This is a genomic window from Rhodobacterales bacterium HKCCA1288 (genome assembly GCA_015693905.1).
Lineage (GTDB): Bacteria > Pseudomonadota > Alphaproteobacteria > Rhodobacterales > Rhodobacteraceae > M30B80.
Genome location: CP065161.1, coordinates 989,032 through 1,006,810 on the forward strand (window position 1 = coordinate 989,032; position 17,779 = coordinate 1,006,810).

Here is a 17,779-nt window from a genome sequence, read left to right on the forward strand (position 1 = left end):
CCTTCCCTAGCTATTCTCCGACCAAGCCTGTATGAGAGGCCCAAGAAGGAGATCTATTCATGACCAACACAATGTCGATTCGCCCTGCATCGGGGAAATATGTTGTGCGCGCAGGTGGCGCGATCGTAGCGGAGTCTGCTGCGGCATTGGAATTGAGCGAGGGCGATCTGCCCGCTGTGATCTACTTTCCGCGCGCAGATATCGCCATGGCGCTTTTGGAAAAGACCCAAAGCACCACCAAATGCCCCAAGAAGGGAATGGCCAGCTACTATGCCATTTCAACGGCATCAGGGCAGATTGATGATGCGGCGTGGTCTTATGAAGACCCAAAAACGGACGAAGCCCGAGCCATTAAGGGCCATATCGCTTTCTTTACCGACCGCGTCACAGTCGAGCGTATTTAACAGCGCGTCCGTCAGCTGTGCTCTTCAGCGGCAGTGTCCGCCATCGCACGGGTATAGGCTTTGAGCGCATCAATATGGAACACCGCCCCCTCTAGCGCGGGCGGGCCGTCCTGTGGATTTTCTTTGATCACGGGAATGTAATCCGCTTCGGTTTTTTCAAAAATCGGCATGATGGTTTCAAGCGTATCCTCAAGCGTCACGAACACCCCTTCCGCAACCTGCGCCAAGAGGGCATCAGCCGGCGCGGCACGCGGATCGGTCATGGGCCGCATGATCCGCCCTGCCCCCACCATGGCCAAAAGATAGGCCTGTGGCCCTGCCGCCAAATGGATGTTTCGCCGTTCAAGTTGGGTCAAAAAGAACGAGCGATCCACAAGGCGGCTGGCAAGCGCCGTGGAAAGGGACACGGAAACCATCACCGCAAGGCCCGTTTGCCAGTCGCCTGTCAGTTCAAACACGATCAACGTAGTTGAGATGGGCGCGCCCAAAACAGCGGCGGCAACCGCCCCCATCCCTGCCAAAGCGTAGAGCGTCACCGACCCTGACATTTCAGGCAGGATTGCGGTCGCGATCAAACCAAAGGCAAGCCCCGTCAGCGCGCCAATCATCAATGAGGGCGAAAACACCCCGCCCCCCATACGCCCCGCAACCGTGATTGCCACGGCAACCGTCTTGAGAATGGCGAAGATAATCGCCTCATGCAGCACCAATTGCCCCGTCAGAGCGGCGCTTGTGGTTTCATAGCCCACGCCAATGATATGGGGGAAGAAAATCGCCAAACCGCCCAGTAACGCCCCCGCAATCGCAGGGCGCAGGAATCGCGGCAAGCGTAAGAGATTTTGCACCCGAGTGCCTTGGTCATCGGCCCAAAAGGCCGCGCGGATAAACACCACCGCAACAAGCCCACAGATCAATCCCAACATAAGATAGGCGGGCAGTTCCGCGTAAAAGCCCAAGGCGCTTTCACGACCCAATGTGAACTCGGTCACATCGCCCAAGGTAAGGCGACTGATCACTGTGCCTGCCACACTGGCAATGACAATGGGCGCAAATGCATGCACCGCGAAATGGCGCAAGATCACCTCAAGCGCGAAAAGCGCCCCTGCAATCGGTGCATTGAACGAGGCGGAAACAGCCGCAGCCACCGCGCAGCCCAACAAATCCCGCCCCGTGATCCCATCGGCGCGAATAAGCGCGGAGATTTTACTAGAGATTACGGCAGCCAAATGCACCACAGGCCCCTCTCGACCCGTAGAGCCGCCTGAGCCAAGCGTGATCAAGGACGCCGCAGCCGAGGCAAGGCCCGCGCGGATCTCAACACGGCCTTCATTCAGCGCGGCCCCCTCAATCACATCCGCCACAGAGCGCACCCGCCCATCAGGCGTAAAGCGATGCAGGATCAGCCCCACCGAAAGCCCCCCTAAAATGGGGATCAGCAAAATCAGATACCACGGCAAACTTTCGGCGTAGCTGTGCAAATGACGGATATCTTCGGTGCCATAAAGCGTGGCTTGCAAGCGATCCACACCAAGGCGGAACAAAACCGCCGCACTGCCTGCTGCCCCCCCAAGCACAAGCGCGATAAACCAAAACTGAATTTGGCTTGGGCCTTTGCGGCGCAGGATAAACCATGCCTCCGACAACAAGGCGCGCTGCTGGCGCCATGTTGCTGCCAACATCGCCTTAAGGGGGTGTTGCCCAGATCGGGACGGGTCTTTATCCAACTTACCAGCCTTTGCGCCGCGCCTCTATCACCACCAAAGGCCCAAAGAGGTTGAAATTCAACCCTCTATCAGCTGCGCACCCCCGCAAAGCGGGCTTGCCATTCTTCGCGCTGCTCGTCACTGATCTTTGCGAAAAGAACCTCAGGCACAGTGAAGCTCTGCCCCGCTGGCAGCCGCGAGAGGCCTTCTGCGACATCTTCGGGCCATGCGTAATCTTTGCACCCCATCGCATCCAACATTGCCTGTGCGGCATCTGGGATGAACGGCGCGGACAAGAGCGCATAAAACGGGATGAGGTTCAGAGAAAACCGCGTGATGGCCGCGGCGCGATCTGGATCTTCCTTGAACACAGTCCAAGGGGCTGCAGATTGCAAATATTCATTCCCCAAAACCCAAATTGCGCGCAACTCGGCGGCGGCTTTGCGAATTTCAATCGCCTCCATATGCGCCTGATAGGCCGCAAGGCGGGCCTGTAAATCAGCCATCAATTGGGCCTCTTGTGCGCTGTAGTCGCCCGCCTCAGGGATCACTTCACCGAATTTCGAGCGGCAGAATTTGGTGATCCGACTGACAAAATTGCCCAGAACATCGGCCAAATCCTTGTTCACGCCTGCTTGGAAATTCTCCCAAGTGAATTCGCTATCCGAGGTTTCTGGCGCATGGCTCAGCAACCACCACCGCCAATAATCCGAAGGCAGGATCGACAAAGCCTGATCCATGAACACGCCACGCCCTTGGCTGGTCGAGAATTGGCCACCATCATAATTGAGATAGTTGAAGGATTTGATGTAATCCACCAGCTTCCATGGCTCGCCAGAGCCTAAGATCGTTGCAGGAAAGCTCAAGGTGTGGAAGGGCACGTTATCCTTGCCCATGAACTGGACGTAACGCACATCTTGGGCGCCCTTGTCAGTACGCCACCACCGCTCCCAATCATCTCCCTTGCCTGCGTCAACCCATTCTGCGGCGCAGGCGATATATTCAATCGGGGCATCGAACCAAACATAGAAGACCTTGCCCTCCATCCCTGGCCATTCATCCTTGCCCTTTTTAACAGGAATGCCCCAATCCAAATCGCGCGTGATGCCGCGATCTTGCAACCCGTCCCCGTCATTGAGCCATTTTTTGGCGATAGAGGTGGTCAGAATTGGCCAATCTGTCTTGCTGTCGATCCACGTGTTCAATTGATCCCGCATAGAGGATTGGCGCAGATAGAGATGCTTGGTTTCACGCGCCTCCAAATCTGTTGAGCCAGAAATCGCGCTGCGCGGATCAATCAAATCGGTCGGGTCAAGCTGCTTGGTGCAGTTCTCGCATTGATCCCCACGGGCCTTGTCATAGCCGCAATTGGGGCATGTGCCCTCAATGTAGCGATCAGGCAAAAAGCGGCCATCGGCGTTGGAATAGACCTGCCGCTCGCTCACCTCAGAGATCAGCCCTGCCTCGGCCAAACGGCCTGCGAAATGCTGGGTCAATTCGTGGTTCTGCGGGCTAGAAGACCGGCCAAAGTGATCGAAACTCAGGCGAAAACCCTGTGCAATCTCAGCCTGAACTGCGTGCATTTTTGCGCAATATTCCGCGACATCCATGCCCGCTTTGGCGGCGGCTAATTCGGCGGGCGTGCCATGCTCATCCGTGGCACAGAGAAATAAAACCTCACGGCCCCGACCGCGGTTGTAACGGGCGAAAAGATCAGCAGGCAATTGGCTGCCTACGAGATTTCCCAAATGCTTGATCCCATTGATATATGGGATCGCCGAAGTGATCAGAACACGCTCCATCACGCCCGCCTTGTCTTAGATGATTTCCTTCGCTCTCGCGTCTAACCCAAAGCAAAGCGGATGGCTAGACGGTGCAAAGATGTCAAACAAAACTGGGCGCTATGGATTTCGCACAAAGGCCTGAGGATGCGCGCGTCACGCGCCATGCGGCGGGCGGGGCAAGGCGCGCGCGCAAACGCTGCATATGCCATGCGCGCCCCTCCAGACCTGCGGGCAGATTTCCTGCAAGCGCCCCTTGCATGGATAAGGCCCCATGATTGGCCGCCAAGGAAAAGCGCGTCTCAACCCCAGCCGCGCCCCCATGATGCGGTGTTAAAATCGCGGCGAAAGGCTGCTTTCCCGCATGTTCAGCCGCCAGATGCAAACGGCGGATCGCGGTCAGGTTGGGTGGCTCTAGAACTTCGGCCACCACGGTTTCACAGGCCCCGCTGCGCAAAGCCTCCTCCATGCACCATAACAGGTCTTCGCGCCGCTCAGGCGCGACAAAGATCATGCGGGCGGGGTCAATTTCCTCCGCCACGGCTTGCATATGCAGATGATCAGGGTGCCACGCAGGGCGGATCCAAAGCACCGCCCCCTCCATCCGCGCCGCCGCCCAAAGCGCCAGACGCCGCCGTGCGGGGCCGCAAAACTCATGCACCCGCCCAAGCCGCAAATCACACCCCTCGAAAAGGCGCAAAGACGGGTTTGCGCGCGCCACAGAGGCCGTAATGTGATCAAAAGAGGCATGGGTGATTTGCATAAGGCGAGACTAAGTGTTCTTCTTTTGTTCTGCAAGAAATTTTCGCACTCCCCTTGCCCTTCTTGGGCATCTCGCTACCAATAACGCCGAAGATAGCAGCGAAGGATAGGATGGGATGCGCAAAATTCAGCTTGGCACCACAGACACAATGATCACCGATTACTGCCTCGGCACGATGACATGGGGCAACCAAACCCCAGAGGCAGACGCACATCGTCAAATGGATATGGCGCTTGCGGCGGGGATCAATATTGTCGACACCGCCGAGATGTATCCCGTTAACCCTGTGCGGGCGGAAACAGTCGGCAATACCGAAACCATTCTTGGCAATTGGAACCGCGCCAACCCTGCGCGGCGCGGCGATTATATCTTGGCCACCAAAATCACGGGCAAAAACGCCGCGTTTGTGCGCATGGGTGAGGATATAACAGCCGCAAGTTTTACCGCAGCACTCGATGCCTCGCTCGCACGACTGGGCACAGAATATATCGACATTTACCAAATGCATTGGCCCAATCGCGGTTCATATCATTTCCGCCAAAACTGGGGCTATGATCCTTCGGCACAGGTGAAATCCGTGACACTGGCCCATATGGAAGAGATTTTGGATGCGGCAGATCGGATGATCAAAGCAGGCAAAATGCGCTATTTCGCGCTGTCCAATGATACGGTCTGGGGCGTTGCGCAATGGATGCGCCTTTCCGAAGAGCGCGGCCTGCCGCGTGTGATTTCCTTGCAAAATGAATATTCGCTCCTGTGCCGCCTCTATGACACAGATTTTGCGGAACTGGCCGTGAATGAGCAACTGACCCTGCTGGCCTACTCACCGCTTGCCGCGGGCCTTTTGACGGGGAAATACCAAAACGGGGCCATTCCAGAGGGCTCGCGCATGGCGGGTAACGGGGATTTGGGCGGACGCAAAAGCCCGCGCGTCTTTGATGCGGTCGCAGCCTATCTAGACTTAGCGCAAAAGCACGGGATTGACCCCGTTCACATGGCTTTGGCCTTTACGGTGCAGCGCCCTTTCCCTGTCTCGACCATCTTTGGCGCAACCACAAGCGCCCAGCTTACCCGCATTCTAGATGGCTTAGATGTGACCCTATCGGGCGACATTCTGGACGAGATAGACGCGATCCATCGCGCCCATCCGTTGCCCTATTGATGCGCCTGCGCCTCACCCAAACCGCGCTCGTCTTGGCCCTGTGTTTGATCACAGCCTGCAGCCCCCCCATGGTGGGGGCAAGACGGGCGGATGCACCGATTGCCTCGACCACGCGGTTTGAAGCCTCTCGATTTGCGGGGCCATGGGTGATGCGCCACGCCATTGATAGAACCGCCCCGCGCAACCTCAGCTTTGAGGAAGGCGGCGGCCAAATCATAGGTTTGCATTATGTGGATGGGTCTGGCCAAAGGATGGCGCTGACCTCGGACGGCCCGCACCCTGCCCGCTTTACAGATACGCGCGGGCGGGCGCTTTGGGTGCTTTGGGTTGATGATGACTATCGCACCGCATTGCTAGGCGCGCCTGACGGGCGCTTGGCGTGGATCATTGACCGCAGAAAAACGGGGGGCGCTGATCGCATTGACGCTGCAGTGCGCCTTGCTGCGGCCAATGGTTACGACCCGAATGATTTTATCGCGCTGAACCCATGACTGCGCGCTTGCCCTTTCACAGGAAAGGCGCAATCTGATCGCATGCCAATTTGGATCGCCGCCACCATCTTTGCCGCCTTCATGCAGAACCTCAGGTTTCTGTTGCAGCATCACTTGCGCAAAAGCGCGCTGTCAACCGCAGGCGCCACTTGGGCGCGGTTTCTTTACAGCGCGCCCATCGTGGCCTGTGGCGTGATCCTATATGCCCGCCTACGCGGGTTTGATTTGCCGCAGATCCAACCCCAGTTCTGGGCCTATATCGTTCTTGGATCATTGGCCCAAATTCTGGCCACAGCCTGTGTTGTGGCGCTGTTTGGGTTTCGCAACTTCGCAATTGGCGTAACCCTGAAAAAGACGGAAACCATCCTGACCGCCTGCCTCGGTTTGGTGGTTTTAGGCGAAGGCGTATCAGTATGGGTTTTTGCCGCCATCGTGGTTGGGGTGATCGGCGTCATTTTGATCTCAGACGGGGGGCAAAAGGGCGATGGCCAAACCCTACTCCCACGCTTTGCCACCAAGGCCGCATTTTTCGGGCTGGCCTCTGGCGGGCTATTCGGGGTGTCTGCCGTGACCTATCGCGGCGCGATCCTCAGCCTTGAAGGGGGGGATGCGCTGCTGCGATCTGGATTTGCCCTTGCAGTGGCCTGCGCCATCCAAGCCAGCAGTTTGGGCCTTTGGATCGCTTGGCGCGAGCGCGCACAAATTGGTTCTGTGCTGCATCAATGGCGCATTGGACTTGCCACAGGGGCCACCTCACTTTTGGGTTCACTTGGATGGTTCTTGGCCTTTGGCCTACAAAATGCGGCATTGGTCAAAGCGGTCGGGCAAGTGGAATTGGTCTTTACCTATCTCTTTTCCATCTTCTGGCTCAAAGAACGAAGCACCAAAAAAGAGGTTATGGGATTGGTTCTGATCCTCGCCGCGCTGCTCGCCATTATCCTGCAAGAGGCGTAAGACAGCGCCATGTTCACAATACCCCTCGCCATTGCGCCGATTTTCGTTCTAATTGCCACAGGCTACGGCCTGCGCCGCGCGGGCCTGCCCTCGGCCGAGTTTTGGAACCTCAATGATCGTCTGGTCTATCTGGTTCTGATGCCTGCCATCTTCTTTGATAGCATTTCTACAGCCGATTTGGGCGCCGCTGCGTTGGGTGGCTTTTCGGCATTGCTCTATGCGGGATTTTTCGTGGGCATCCTTGCGGGGCTCATCGGGGCAGGCTTAATGCGCCACCATGGGCGCGCCGCAGGCAGTTCTTTGGTGCAAGGGGCGGGACGGTTCAACACGTTCATCGCCCTTGCGGTTGCAGGCGCCCTCTATGGGCCTGAGGGATTAGAGCTTGCGATTTTAGGCGCGGCCATTCTGGTGCCTGTGGTCAACCTCACTGTGGTGACCACGCTTGTCCTCATGTTGCCACAAGAGCGCGGCACGGGGATTGGCGGCCAGATCACCGCCACGCTGAAAAATCTTGCGAAAAACCCTTTGATCCTGTCGATTGCCGCCGCCTTAGCATGGAACCTTGCAGGGTTGCCGCGCGTGCCAGTTTTTCATGACAGCCTCGAAATTCTGGGCCAAGCGGCCCTGCCCATCATGTTGCTATGCGTTGGGGCAAACCTCAAACTGCGCGGTCTTTCGGCGGAGGCGGGGCCATTATTTCTTGCAGCCATCGCAAAGCTTGGCTTGTTTCCTGCAGCAATTATGGGGTTGGCTTTGATCCTCGATGTGCCGCCCCTACAGGCACAAATCGCGCTGACCTTTGGCGCGCTGCCAACAGGCGTGGCCGCCTATACATTGGCCCGACAAATGGGGGGGGATGCGCCGCTTATGGCCGCAATGATCACGGTGCAAACGCTGCTCTCCTTCGCAACCATGCCATTGTGGCTGAGCCTTGGGGAGCGGGTTTTCGGCCTATAGTTATTTCAGCGCAACGCCGTGTCGACCTGCCAAATCAGTGAAAAATTGCCATGCCACGCGGCCTGACCGCGCCCCGCGTGTTGCAGTCCACTCAATCGCCTCGGCACGCAACTGATCTTGGGGCACAGCCACACCATAGGCACGGCAATAGCCGTCAATCATCTCGAAATATTCGTCTTGCGTGCAAGGATGGAACCCAAGCCACAGCCCAAACCGATCCGAGAGCGAGACCTTCTCCTCCACAGCCTCAGATGGGTTTATAGCACCGCTGCGCTCATTCTCGATCATATCACGCGGCATCAGGTGACGGCGGTTAGAGGTGGCATAGAAAATTACATTTTCAGGGCGGCCTTGCACACCACCATCCAAAACCGCCTTAAGCGATTTATAATGCTGATCATCATGGCTGAAGGATAGATCATCACAAAACAGGATCACGCGTGCAGGGGCCGCGCGCAACAGCGTCAAAAGCCTGCCAATCGTGGGCAAATCTTCGCGCTGCATTTCTACCAATTTGAGCGGCAGACCCTCGGCCACCACAGCCCCATGTGCGGCCTTAACCAACGAGGATTTCCCCATCCCCCGCGCGCCCCATAAGAGCGCGTTATTGGCGGCATAGCCGCGCGCAAATTGGCGCGTATTGGCCATAAGCGTGTCGCGCGCGCGATCCACGCCCACCAACATTTCAACACCCACGCGCGAAATCTGTGCGACAGGTTCCAAATGATCAGGATCTGCATGCCACACAAAGGCATCAGCCGCATCCCAATCAGGGGTTTGCGCGGCGGGCGGGGCCATCCGTTCTAACGCATCCGCAATTCGGGCAAGCTGCTTTTTCGCCATAGCCATTACTACCGTTTACTCTTTCTTCGCCGCGTCCTCTGCGGGCGCTTCATCGGCCTCGTCTTCATCCCACAGGCCTTCGGCCTGTAGGCGCTCCTTGCGCTTTTTCTCAACCATGGCGACCAAGAAAATGGAAATCTCGTAAAGCCCATAAACGGCGCTGAAAAGGATCAGCTGCGTGACAACATCGGGCGGGGTCACTAAGGCCGCAACGACCAAAATGCCCACAATCGCATATTTGCGCACATCGCGCAGACCTGCGGCTGAAACCAAACCCGCCTTACCCATCAAGGTCAAAAGCACGGGCAGCTGAAAGCACAGCCCGAAGGCAAAGATAAACTTAAGCGCCAGATCAAGCGACTCGCGCACCGAACCGAGAAAGACCGTTTGCAACTCTTGTGAGGGCGCGGAGGGTTGGAATTCCCCCTCCCCTGCAATCAAATTGGCCAAGGCAGGGATCGCATCGGAAAACCCGATGAAGAAATTCATGGCCAAGGGCGTGACGATGAAATGCGCGAAGGCAGCCCCCAATAGAAACAAAAGCGGCGAAGCAATCAAGAAGGGTAAAAACGCATTTTTCTCGGTCTTGTAGAGACCAGGTGCTACAAAGCGCCAAAGCTGATGCGCGATCACAGGGAAAGAAATCGCAAAGCCCGCGATCACCGAAATACGGATCAAGACAAAGAATTTCTCTTGCGGGGCGGTGAAGATCAAACGTGCATCTTCGCCCCGCGCGCGCAAGACATCGGCCAGAGGTTGCGAAATGAATTCAAGCAATGGCTCGGCTACAGTGAACATAATCACCATACCCGCCACAAAGGCCAAAACCGAGCGGATCAACCGCGTGCGCAATTCCGCCAAATGCTCAATCAATGGGGCGGAATGATCTTCAATCTCGTCTTCGCTCATGCCTCATCCGCCTTTTTCGCGCGGGGTTTAGGGGCCGCTTTGGGCGCAGTCGTCTTGGCCTTTGCAGGCGCGGCCTTGGCCCGTGTCGTTTTTGCGGGTTCGGCTTTTTTCACAGGTGCCTTTTTAGGCGTAGCCTTCGGGGCCGCTTTTGCTTTGGGCGCCGTCTTTTTGGCAGGCGCGGCTTTAGCCTGCGCTGGCACCTCGCTTGGTGCCTCTGCAGGCTCACTGCGCTTAACGGCAGGTGCGGGGGCTTGTGTCGGATTTCCTTGCGCGCCCGCAGGTTTACCCTGATTGCCCGTCTTCAGCGGCTTGTCGCTATTGAAATCTGCATCGAGATCAAGATCCGCGTTGAGAGATTGCTTGACCTTATCCAGACCATATTGACGCGGATTGGTCAGGGCTTTCATCTCGCGGTTCATTTCGCGCATGCCCGTTTGATCGGCCGCATCATTCATAGCCGAGGTAAACTCGCGCGCCATGCCTTTGATGCGGCCCACAAACAGACCCGCTTTGCGGAACATAACAGGCAAGTCTTTTGGCCCGACAACGATCAAGGCAACAATGCCGATCACCATCAATTCCATCCACCCGATATCAGGCATGGCGTCCCTCTCGTGACAAACCGCGATTAGCGCAGGGTTTCATGATCCCGCCCCGCGCCAAGGCGCAAGGCCAAAGACGATCATTAGGCCTTGTCACGCTCGTTTTCAGGGGTGACATCGCGCGCGCCCTCACCATCGGCAGCTTTATTTTCAAGCTCCTCGGTGCTGTCTTTGACGCCGCGCTTAAAGGCGGTGATACCTTTCCCCACTTCGCCCATCAGGCCCGCAATTTTGCCGCGCCCGAAGAGAACCAGCACGACCACCGCAATCAGCAAAAGCCCTGCAGGGCCAATATTGTTGAACATTTCGCTCTCCCATTTCAGCGCCGACTGATGCAACACTCCGCACATCAACCGCGCCGCGTTTATATCTTGGCCTCAACGCCATAGCCCCCAAAGGCCAATGCCGCTTGCCCACCAAGGGAATGTCGCGAAATCCTGCGCCGCCTGCAAGGGGCAAAACGACCCTGCACGCGGGAAACTGATCACGATTGTATAATGAAGGCCCGTTTAGGATGCTTTGGCCGCGGGAAAGACAAAACATTTCTCGCGGCGCAGGCTCAACCACATCGCGGTGCCTTTCTTGGGCAAAAATACGCCCGGCACCGTGGCACGGATCACCTCGCCGTTGAAATCCATGCGAAACTCAACAAGGCTTTCATGGCCCATGAAGCGCGCGCGCTCGACCATGCCGCGTGCTGGCACACCATCGCTGACAGTCGGGTTTGGGCCACGACCGCCCCGATCAAAATCAATCTTCACATGTTGGGGGCGAAAGACAATCTCAACTGCCGTGCCATCGGCGAAACCTGGCGCCAAGAATTGCCCAAAGGCGGTGTCGGTCAGCGCCCCGTCCACACGGCCAGAGATGACATTCACATCCGAGAAAAACGCCGCCGCCGCCTTGTCCACGGGGGCGTTGTAAATATTATAAGGCGCGCCCTGTTGCACGATCTGACCGTTGCGCATCAAGGCGATTTGATCTGCCATGCGCATCGCTTCCTCGGGCTCATGGGTGACAAGAACGACCGCTGTGCCCTCTTCTTTCAGCAATTCCAATGTTTCATCGCGGATGCCATCGCGCAGACGATTGTCCAATCCCGAAAAGGGTTCATCCATCAGCATCACTTTCGGGCGCGGTGCTAGCGCGCGGGCCAAGGCCACACGCTGCTGCTCGCCGCCCGACAGCATATGGATGCCTTTTTCCCCGTAGCCTTTGAGATCGACACGAGCGAGCAAGTCCTCAACCCGCGCGCCCACTTCAGGGCCGCGCCCCTTTAGACCAAAGGCAATATTTTGCGCCACGTTGAGATGCGGAAAAAGCGCGAAATCTTGAAAGATCAAACCGACCGACCGTGCCTCGGGGGGCAGATGCAGCCCTGCATCGGAGACAGTGACACCATCAAGCGCAACCGTTCCACCCGTTTGACGCTCGACCCCCGCGATGACACGCAAGGTGGTGGATTTTCCGCATCCCGAAGGGCCAAGCAAACACATCACCTGCCCAGCCGCCACCGACAAGGATATGCCCCGCACCACTTCCGTCCCATCAAAGACGCAAGAGAGGTTGCTTACCTCAAGCCGCGGGGAATTTTGGCGCGGGACTTGGTTCATAGGGCGCTTACATCCTGATAAAAACACTCAACTTGGTCAGCTATCAGGCACAAGCCCCCCTTTCAAGCGCCGCTTTGCTGCGGCCTCTCAAATGGTTATGGCGTTCTGACCACCATCCAAGAGCACATTTTGCCCCACCATGAAGCCCACATGTTGCGAGCATAGAAAGGCACAAGTAGCGCCAAATTCCTGCGCCGTGCCATAGCGCCCAACGGGTAGGGTGCCAAAGCGGCGGGTGCGTGCCTCCTCAACACTGATCCCCTCGCGTTCCGCCACACCCTTATCAAGCGCATCGGCGCGATCCGTGGCGTGAATACCAGGCAAAAGATTGTTGATGATCACCCCTTTGGCAGCAACCTGACGGGCTGTGCCCGCAACATAGCCCGTCAAGCCTGCGCGTGCAGAATTGGACAAGCCCAATTGTGGGATCGGTGCCTTGACCGATTGCGAAGTGATATTGACCACGCGGCCCCATGATTTTTCCATCATCTGCGGCATGTAATGTTTCATCAGCGCAATTGGCGTCAGCATATTGGCATCCAGCGCCTTGATGAAATCCTCACGCGTCCAATCCGACCACAAACCTGGTGGGGGGCCGCCTGCATTGGTCACAAGAATATCAATCGCACCCGCCCCCGCGATAACATCGGCGCGCGCTGCCTCATCGGTGATATCGGCGGCAATCGCGGTGACTGAAACACCATAGGTGTCGCGAATATGCGCGGCAGTCGCCTCAAGCGCCTCTGCCCCGCGGGCGTTGAGCACCAGATCAACCCCTGCCTCAGCCAAGGCTTCGGCGCAGCCGCGCCCCAAGCCCTTGGACGATGCACAAACCAATGCGCGTTTTCCCTTGATGCCCAAATCCATGATCTGCTCCCTCGCATTCCTTAATATCTTTCCTAGCGCGCAAGCGCGCCTCTGGGGGCAAGTTAGGTGCCTGTTGCCGCCAAATCCAGTCTTGCGCTAGATTTACCTTTCACCAAAAGCGCCGCTTGACCGCGCCCTGCCCCGTTTCTATTGAGAAAAAGGGAGGGTGAAATGGCCAGCTTACCCGCGCAATTAAAATTCGATGTTTATCCTGCCACGCAGTTCTGCGTGGATCGCGGCGCCAATGAAGGCGATGCGCTTGGCACCTTTGACGAGGTGGAAGCAGGCGATATCTACCGCATGCGCAAAGATGCCAGCGCCCTCACCCTTGCCATGCGGGATGATGCCGATGGCACGCAGTTGGTGGCCGAAGGCAGTCAATTGGGCCGTGCAGGCGACAAGCTGACGATTGCAGCCTGTCACCAATTGATGACCCCAGACGGGACTTTGGCCGAAATCCTGACCCTGACAATCTGGCCCGCGGGCCAACCCGCCCATTACATCCTGCCGCTGTGCAACCTTGAGCCGGGCGAAGATTATGAATTGGTGGGCTCTGAGGCCGAAACAGCATCGCTGCGCTTTGCTGATATTGCCTGCCTGTCCTTTTTGGCGGGCACACACCTTACCCTTGCCTCTGGCGCACAAATTGCCGTTGAGGCGCTGCAAGAAGGCGACCTGCTGCTGACCCGCGAAAATGGGGCGCAGCCTATTCGATGGATTGGGCGCACTGTGTTGCGCGGCACAGGCAGCACAGCGCCCGTGCTGATCCGCCAAGGCGCGTTAAACACGGCGCGAGATTTGGTTTTGATGCCGAACCATCGCCTCTTTGTGTGGCAGCGCCAAGATATGCTTGGCACAGGCCGGGCTGAGGTCATGGTGAAGGCCGCCCATTTGATTAATGGCAGCACGATCACACGGCTTGAGGGCGGCTTCTTTGATGGGTTCCAAATCCTACTTGATCGTCACGAAATCCTCTATGCCGAGGGGATCGCGGTCGAAAGCCTGATGGTTACAGGGCAAACCCGCCCTGCCTTGCCCGAAGCGATACTTGCAACCGCCGCGCCCGATCTAAGCCCCGAATTACGCACCGCACTTGAGCTTGACGCGCTGGCGCTTGCCCGCGCAGGGGGGGATCCCGCCAAGGCGCTTTATGAGGCCTCACTAGGTGGCAAAAAACGCCCCAACCCATAGCACATTCTGATCGCCTTGCCGCATCATCCCCCTTTCCAAAGGGCGCATCGCGCCATATACCGCGCCCCATGTCCGATATATCGCCTTCACCCCTCGCCAATCGCCCTGCCCTGCCGCCTGAAATCGGGCGCAGACGCACCTTTGCGATCATTTCACACCCAGACGCGGGCAAGACCACGCTGACCGAGAAATTCTTGCTCTATGGCGGTGCTATTCAAATGGCGGGTCAAGTGCGCGCCAAAGGCGAAGCACGGCGCACGCGCTCGGACTTTATGAAAATGGAACAGGATCGCGGCATCTCGGTCTCGGCATCGGCCATGTCCTTTGACTACCGCGAGTTCCGCTTTAACCTTGTGGACACCCCCGGCCACAGCGATTTCTCAGAGGATACCTACCGCACGCTTACGGCGGTGGATGCCGCCATCATGGTGATTGATGGGGCCAAGGGCGTAGAAAGCCAGACCCAAAAACTCTTTGAGGTTTGCCGCTTGCGCGATTTGCCCATCCTCACCTTCTGCAACAAGATGGATCGCGAAAGCCGCGACACATTCGAAATCATTGACGAAATCCAAGAGAACCTCGCGATTGATGTGGCCCCCGCCAGTTGGCCCATTGGGATGGGGCGCGATTTCTTGGGATGCTACGACCTGATCCATGATCGGCTTGAATTGATGGATCGCGCAGATCGCAACCGCGTTGCCGAAACGGTCAAGATGAGTGGGCTAGATGACCCCAAACTGGCCGATCACATCCCCGAAGCACAGTTGGCCAAGCTGCGCGAAGAAATCGAGATGGCGCGCGAATTGCTCCCCGCCTTTGACCGCGCCACATTCCTTGCGGGTGCGATGACCCCGATTTGGTTCGGCTCGGCCATCAACTCATTTGGGGTGCGGGAATTAATGGAAGGCATTGCCGAATTCGGCCCCGCGCCACAGGTGCAAACGGCCGATCCGCGCGAAATTGCGCCAGAAGAAGGCAAGGTTACGGGCTTCGTGTTCAAAGTTCAGGCCAATATGGACCCAAAACACCGCGATCGCGTGGCCTTTATTCGTTTGGCGTCAGGACATTTTGAGCGGGGCATGAAACTGCATCATGTGCGCTCTAAGAAACCGATGGCTGTATCCAACCCTGTGCTCTTCCTCGCCGCTGACCGCGAATTGGCAGAAGAGGCATGGGCAGGCGACATCATCGGCATTCCCAATCACGGGCAGTTGCGCATCGGGGATGCCCTGACCGAAGGGGAGGCGCTACGCTTTACAGGGATACCCAGTTTCGCGCCTGAATTGTTGCAAGTGGCGCGCGCAGGCGACCCGATGAAGGCCAAACACCTTGAAAAGGCGCTTATGCAATTCGCCGAAGAAGGGGCTGCAAAAATCTTTAAACCACAGCTTGGCTCAGGTTTTATCGTGGGTGTCGTGGGCGCGCTGCAATTTGAGGTTCTCGCCAGTCGGATAGAACTGGAATATGGCCTGCCCGTGCGCTTTGAAGCCAGCCAATTCACATCGGCCCGTTGGGTTCATGGCGCGCGCGACAAGGTCGATGCATTTGCGACCGCCAATAAACAACATATGGCGGTCGATAATGATGGCGACCCTGTGTATCTGACGCGCCTGCAATGGGACATTGATCGTGTCGAACGCGACTACCCCGATGTGCGGCTCTCGGCGACCAAGGAATTGATGGTTTAACACCCCGTTTGACCCTTGCCGTGGTTTCAGCTAAATGCTTGTTCATTCTTGGCAATCTGGCCAAGGATCACGCCGCGGAGCGCGCGAGGATATGCGCTCCTTCACATATGCCAGTTGAGACTGGCCAGAACGGACGCATATGACCAAATTCACCGATCTAAACCTCAATCCGAAGGTTCTGAAAGCTATATCTGAAGCAGGGTATGAAACCCCAACCCCCATTCAGGCAGGCGCGATCCCCCCCGCATTGGAAGGGCGCGATGTTTTGGGGATTGCCCAGACGGGCACAGGCAAAACCGCCAGTTTCACATTGCCCATGATCACGCTTCTGGCACGGGGGCGGGCACGGGCGCGGATGCCACGCAGCCTTGTTCTTTGTCCCACCCGCGAATTGGCGGCACAGGTGGCCGAAAATTTCGACACCTACACCAAGCATCTGAAACTGACCAAGGCGCTGCTGATTGGCGGCGTATCATTTAAAGAGCAAGACCTTCTGATTGATCGGGGTGTCGATGTTCTGATCGCCACACCAGGCCGTCTGTTGGATCATTTCGAGCGCGGCAAACTGTTGTTGACGGGCGTTCAGATCATGGTGGTGGATGAGGCCGACCGCATGTTGGATATGGGCTTTATCCCCGATATTGAGCGGATTTTCTCGCTGACGCCCTTCACGCGCCAAACTTTCTTTTTCTCTGCCACGATGGCCCCCGAGATTGAGCGTATCACATCAACATTTTTGTCGAATCCCGCGCGGATCGAAGTGGCGCGCCAATCCACGACATCCGACACAATCACGCAGGCGTTGTTTTCTTTCAAACCCACCCGCCGCGACACAAGCGCGAAAGAAAAGCGCACCATGCTGCGCGCCGCGATTGCCGCAGAGGGCGAGGGCTGCACAAATGCCATCATCTTCTGCAATCGCAAGGTGGATGTCGATATAGTCGCAAAATCTTTGAAGAAACACGGGCTGGATGCCGCCCCTATTCATGGCGATTTGGATCAATCGCAACGCATGCGCACCTTGGATGGGTTCCGCGAAGGAAGCCTTCGCTTTCTTGTGGCCTCAGATGTGGCCGCGCGTGGGCTTGATGTGCCAAGCGTAAGCCATGTGTTCAATTATGATGTCCCTTCCCACGCCGAGGATTACGTTCATCGTATTGGCCGCACGGGCCGCGCGGGGCGTAAGGGCCGCGCAATCACCATCGCGGTGCCTGCAGATGAAAAATATCTCACGGCGATTGAGGCCTTGATTGGCAAGCCCATTCCGACTGATGAGCCCCTGCCATGGAGCCCCACAAGCGCGCAAAAGCCGCATGAAGCGGACGCGGCGAATGATGACCGCGACAAGCCACGCCGCAGCCGCGGGGGGCGTGGTCGCCGCAAGCCGCACGAGGGCGATGAGGGCAGCACAGCAAAGACTGAAACAAAGACCGAAGCGCCCAAAGAGGGCCCCGAAGACAACACCCCGCCCCAGCCAACGCCGAGCAGCACGGCGCCGCGCCCCGAGCGCAACCATGACCGCCATGAGCGCGGCGGACGCAATCGCGGCGGACAAGGTGGCGGACATCGTGTTGTTGGCATGGGTGAGCATTTACCAAGCTTTATCGCGCTCAGCTTTGAAGAACGCCGCGGGCCAAGCAGCAGCTATGTCTCTGCCGATGCAGAGGATGAGCAGAGCCAAGCTGAGGCGCAAGAGATAGAGACGCCAGTGGCCGCCACTGAGGAGGCCCCAAAGCCAAAGCGCAAGCGCAGCCCACGCAAACCTAAAGAAAAACCAGAGGCGGCAGGGACAGAAACCCCCGCCGAAGCAGTATCAGAAGAATAAAAAACGCCCCAGCTTGGGGCGTTTTT

General features: G+C 57.4%; 17 protein-coding genes. 8 read left to right on the forward strand and 9 right to left on the reverse strand.

Going from position 1 to position 17,779, the window contains the following annotated elements:
* Window positions 1-59: 59 nt before the first annotated feature.
* Window positions 60-404, forward strand: a complete 345-nt coding sequence (locus I3V23_04815; protein ID QPI86295.1) for a DUF427 domain-containing protein — start codon at window positions 60-62, stop codon at window positions 402-404.
* Between the two features lie 11 nt (window positions 405-415).
* On the opposite strand, the gene I3V23_04820 is transcribed toward I3V23_04815, so the two are convergent.
* The 3 genes from I3V23_04820 to I3V23_04830 form a co-directional block, all read right to left on the reverse strand.
* The gene (locus I3V23_04820) at window positions 416-2,083 is read right to left on the reverse strand and encodes a chloride channel protein (GenBank protein ID QPI86296.1); all 1,668 of its coding nucleotides are present in this window, start codon (window positions 2,081-2,083) and stop codon (window positions 416-418) included.
* A 113-nt stretch (window positions 2,084-2,196) separates the two neighbouring features.
* A complete protein-coding gene (locus tag I3V23_04825; protein QPI86297.1) occupies window positions 2,197-3,909 on the reverse strand; it encodes a methionine--tRNA ligase in 1,713 nt (570 codons plus the stop codon).
* Between the two features lie 82 nt (window positions 3,910-3,991).
* Window positions 3,992-4,651 (reverse strand): hypothetical protein, encoded by a 660-nt coding sequence (locus I3V23_04830; protein ID QPI86298.1) that lies wholly within the window; start codon window positions 4,649-4,651, stop codon window positions 3,992-3,994.
* A 115-nt stretch (window positions 4,652-4,766) separates the two neighbouring features.
* Here I3V23_04830 and I3V23_04835 point away from each other — a divergent pair, with 115 nt between their 5' ends.
* The 4 genes from I3V23_04835 to I3V23_04850 are packed head-to-tail and all read left to right on the forward strand — an operon-like array spanning window position 4,767 to window position 8,215.
* Window positions 4,767-5,813, forward strand: a complete 1,047-nt coding sequence (locus I3V23_04835; GenBank protein ID QPI86299.1) for an aldo/keto reductase — start codon at window positions 4,767-4,769, stop codon at window positions 5,811-5,813.
* The gene (locus I3V23_04840) at window positions 5,813-6,304 is read left to right on the forward strand and encodes a lipocalin family protein (GenBank protein ID QPI86300.1); all 492 of its coding nucleotides are present in this window, start codon (window positions 5,813-5,815) and stop codon (window positions 6,302-6,304) included. The genes I3V23_04835 and I3V23_04840 overlap by 1 nt, the downstream gene beginning before the upstream one ends.
* Window positions 6,305-6,346: 42 nt before the next feature.
* On the forward strand, window positions 6,347-7,258 hold the full coding sequence (locus I3V23_04845) for a DMT family transporter (protein QPI86301.1): 912 nt from the start codon (window positions 6,347-6,349) through the stop codon (window positions 7,256-7,258).
* A gap of 9 nt (window positions 7,259-7,267) precedes the next feature.
* Window positions 7,268-8,215, forward strand: a complete 948-nt coding sequence (locus I3V23_04850) for an AEC family transporter (protein QPI86302.1) — start codon at window positions 7,268-7,270, stop codon at window positions 8,213-8,215.
* On the opposite strand, the gene I3V23_04855 is transcribed toward I3V23_04850, so the two are convergent.
* From I3V23_04855 to I3V23_04880, 6 genes are all read right to left on the reverse strand, one after another.
* Complete coding sequence (locus I3V23_04855; GenBank protein ID QPI86693.1) at window positions 8,216-9,058, reverse strand: ATP-binding protein; 843 nt, start codon at window positions 9,056-9,058, stop codon at window positions 8,216-8,218. It abuts the gene before it with no gap.
* 15 nt (window positions 9,059-9,073) lie between these two features.
* Window positions 9,074-9,967 carry a twin-arginine translocase subunit TatC gene (gene tatC / locus I3V23_04860; protein QPI86303.1) on the reverse strand — a complete coding sequence of 298 codons (894 nt, stop codon included), beginning with the start codon at window positions 9,965-9,967 and terminating at the stop codon, window positions 9,074-9,076.
* A complete protein-coding gene (gene tatB, locus I3V23_04865; GenBank protein QPI86304.1) occupies window positions 9,964-10,569 on the reverse strand; it encodes a twin-arginine translocase subunit TatB in 606 nt (201 codons plus the stop codon). The genes tatC and tatB overlap by 4 nt, the downstream gene beginning before the upstream one ends.
* An 83-nt stretch (window positions 10,570-10,652) precedes the next feature.
* Window positions 10,653-10,874, reverse strand: a complete 222-nt coding sequence (locus I3V23_04870; GenBank protein QPI86305.1) for a twin-arginine translocase TatA/TatE family subunit — start codon at window positions 10,872-10,874, stop codon at window positions 10,653-10,655.
* A 204-nt stretch (window positions 10,875-11,078) separates the two neighbouring features.
* Window positions 11,079-12,182, reverse strand: a complete 1,104-nt coding sequence (locus tag I3V23_04875; GenBank protein ID QPI86306.1) for an ABC transporter ATP-binding protein — start codon at window positions 12,180-12,182, stop codon at window positions 11,079-11,081.
* Window positions 12,183-12,269: 87 nt separating this feature from the next.
* Entirely contained in the window at window positions 12,270-13,049 is a 780-nt protein-coding gene (locus tag I3V23_04880; GenBank protein ID QPI86307.1) for an SDR family oxidoreductase, read from the reverse strand.
* 171 nt (window positions 13,050-13,220) lie between these two features.
* Here I3V23_04880 and I3V23_04885 point away from each other — a divergent pair, with 171 nt between their 5' ends.
* The 3 genes from I3V23_04885 to I3V23_04895 all read left to right on the forward strand — a co-directional run bounded on the left by I3V23_04885 (window position 13,221) and on the right by I3V23_04895 (window position 17,753).
* Window positions 13,221-14,240 (forward strand): Hint domain-containing protein, encoded by a 1,020-nt coding sequence (locus I3V23_04885; protein ID QPI86308.1) that lies wholly within the window; start codon window positions 13,221-13,223, stop codon window positions 14,238-14,240.
* A gap of 68 nt (window positions 14,241-14,308) precedes the next feature.
* Window positions 14,309-15,928 (forward strand): peptide chain release factor 3, encoded by a 1,620-nt coding sequence (locus tag I3V23_04890; GenBank protein QPI86309.1) that lies wholly within the window; start codon window positions 14,309-14,311, stop codon window positions 15,926-15,928.
* 139 nt (window positions 15,929-16,067) lie between these two features.
* Window positions 16,068-17,753: a DEAD/DEAH box helicase gene (locus I3V23_04895; protein QPI86310.1), complete on the forward strand. Its 1,686-nt coding sequence runs from the start codon at window positions 16,068-16,070 to the stop codon at window positions 17,751-17,753.
* The last annotated feature ends 26 nt before the right edge of the window (window positions 17,754-17,779 follow it).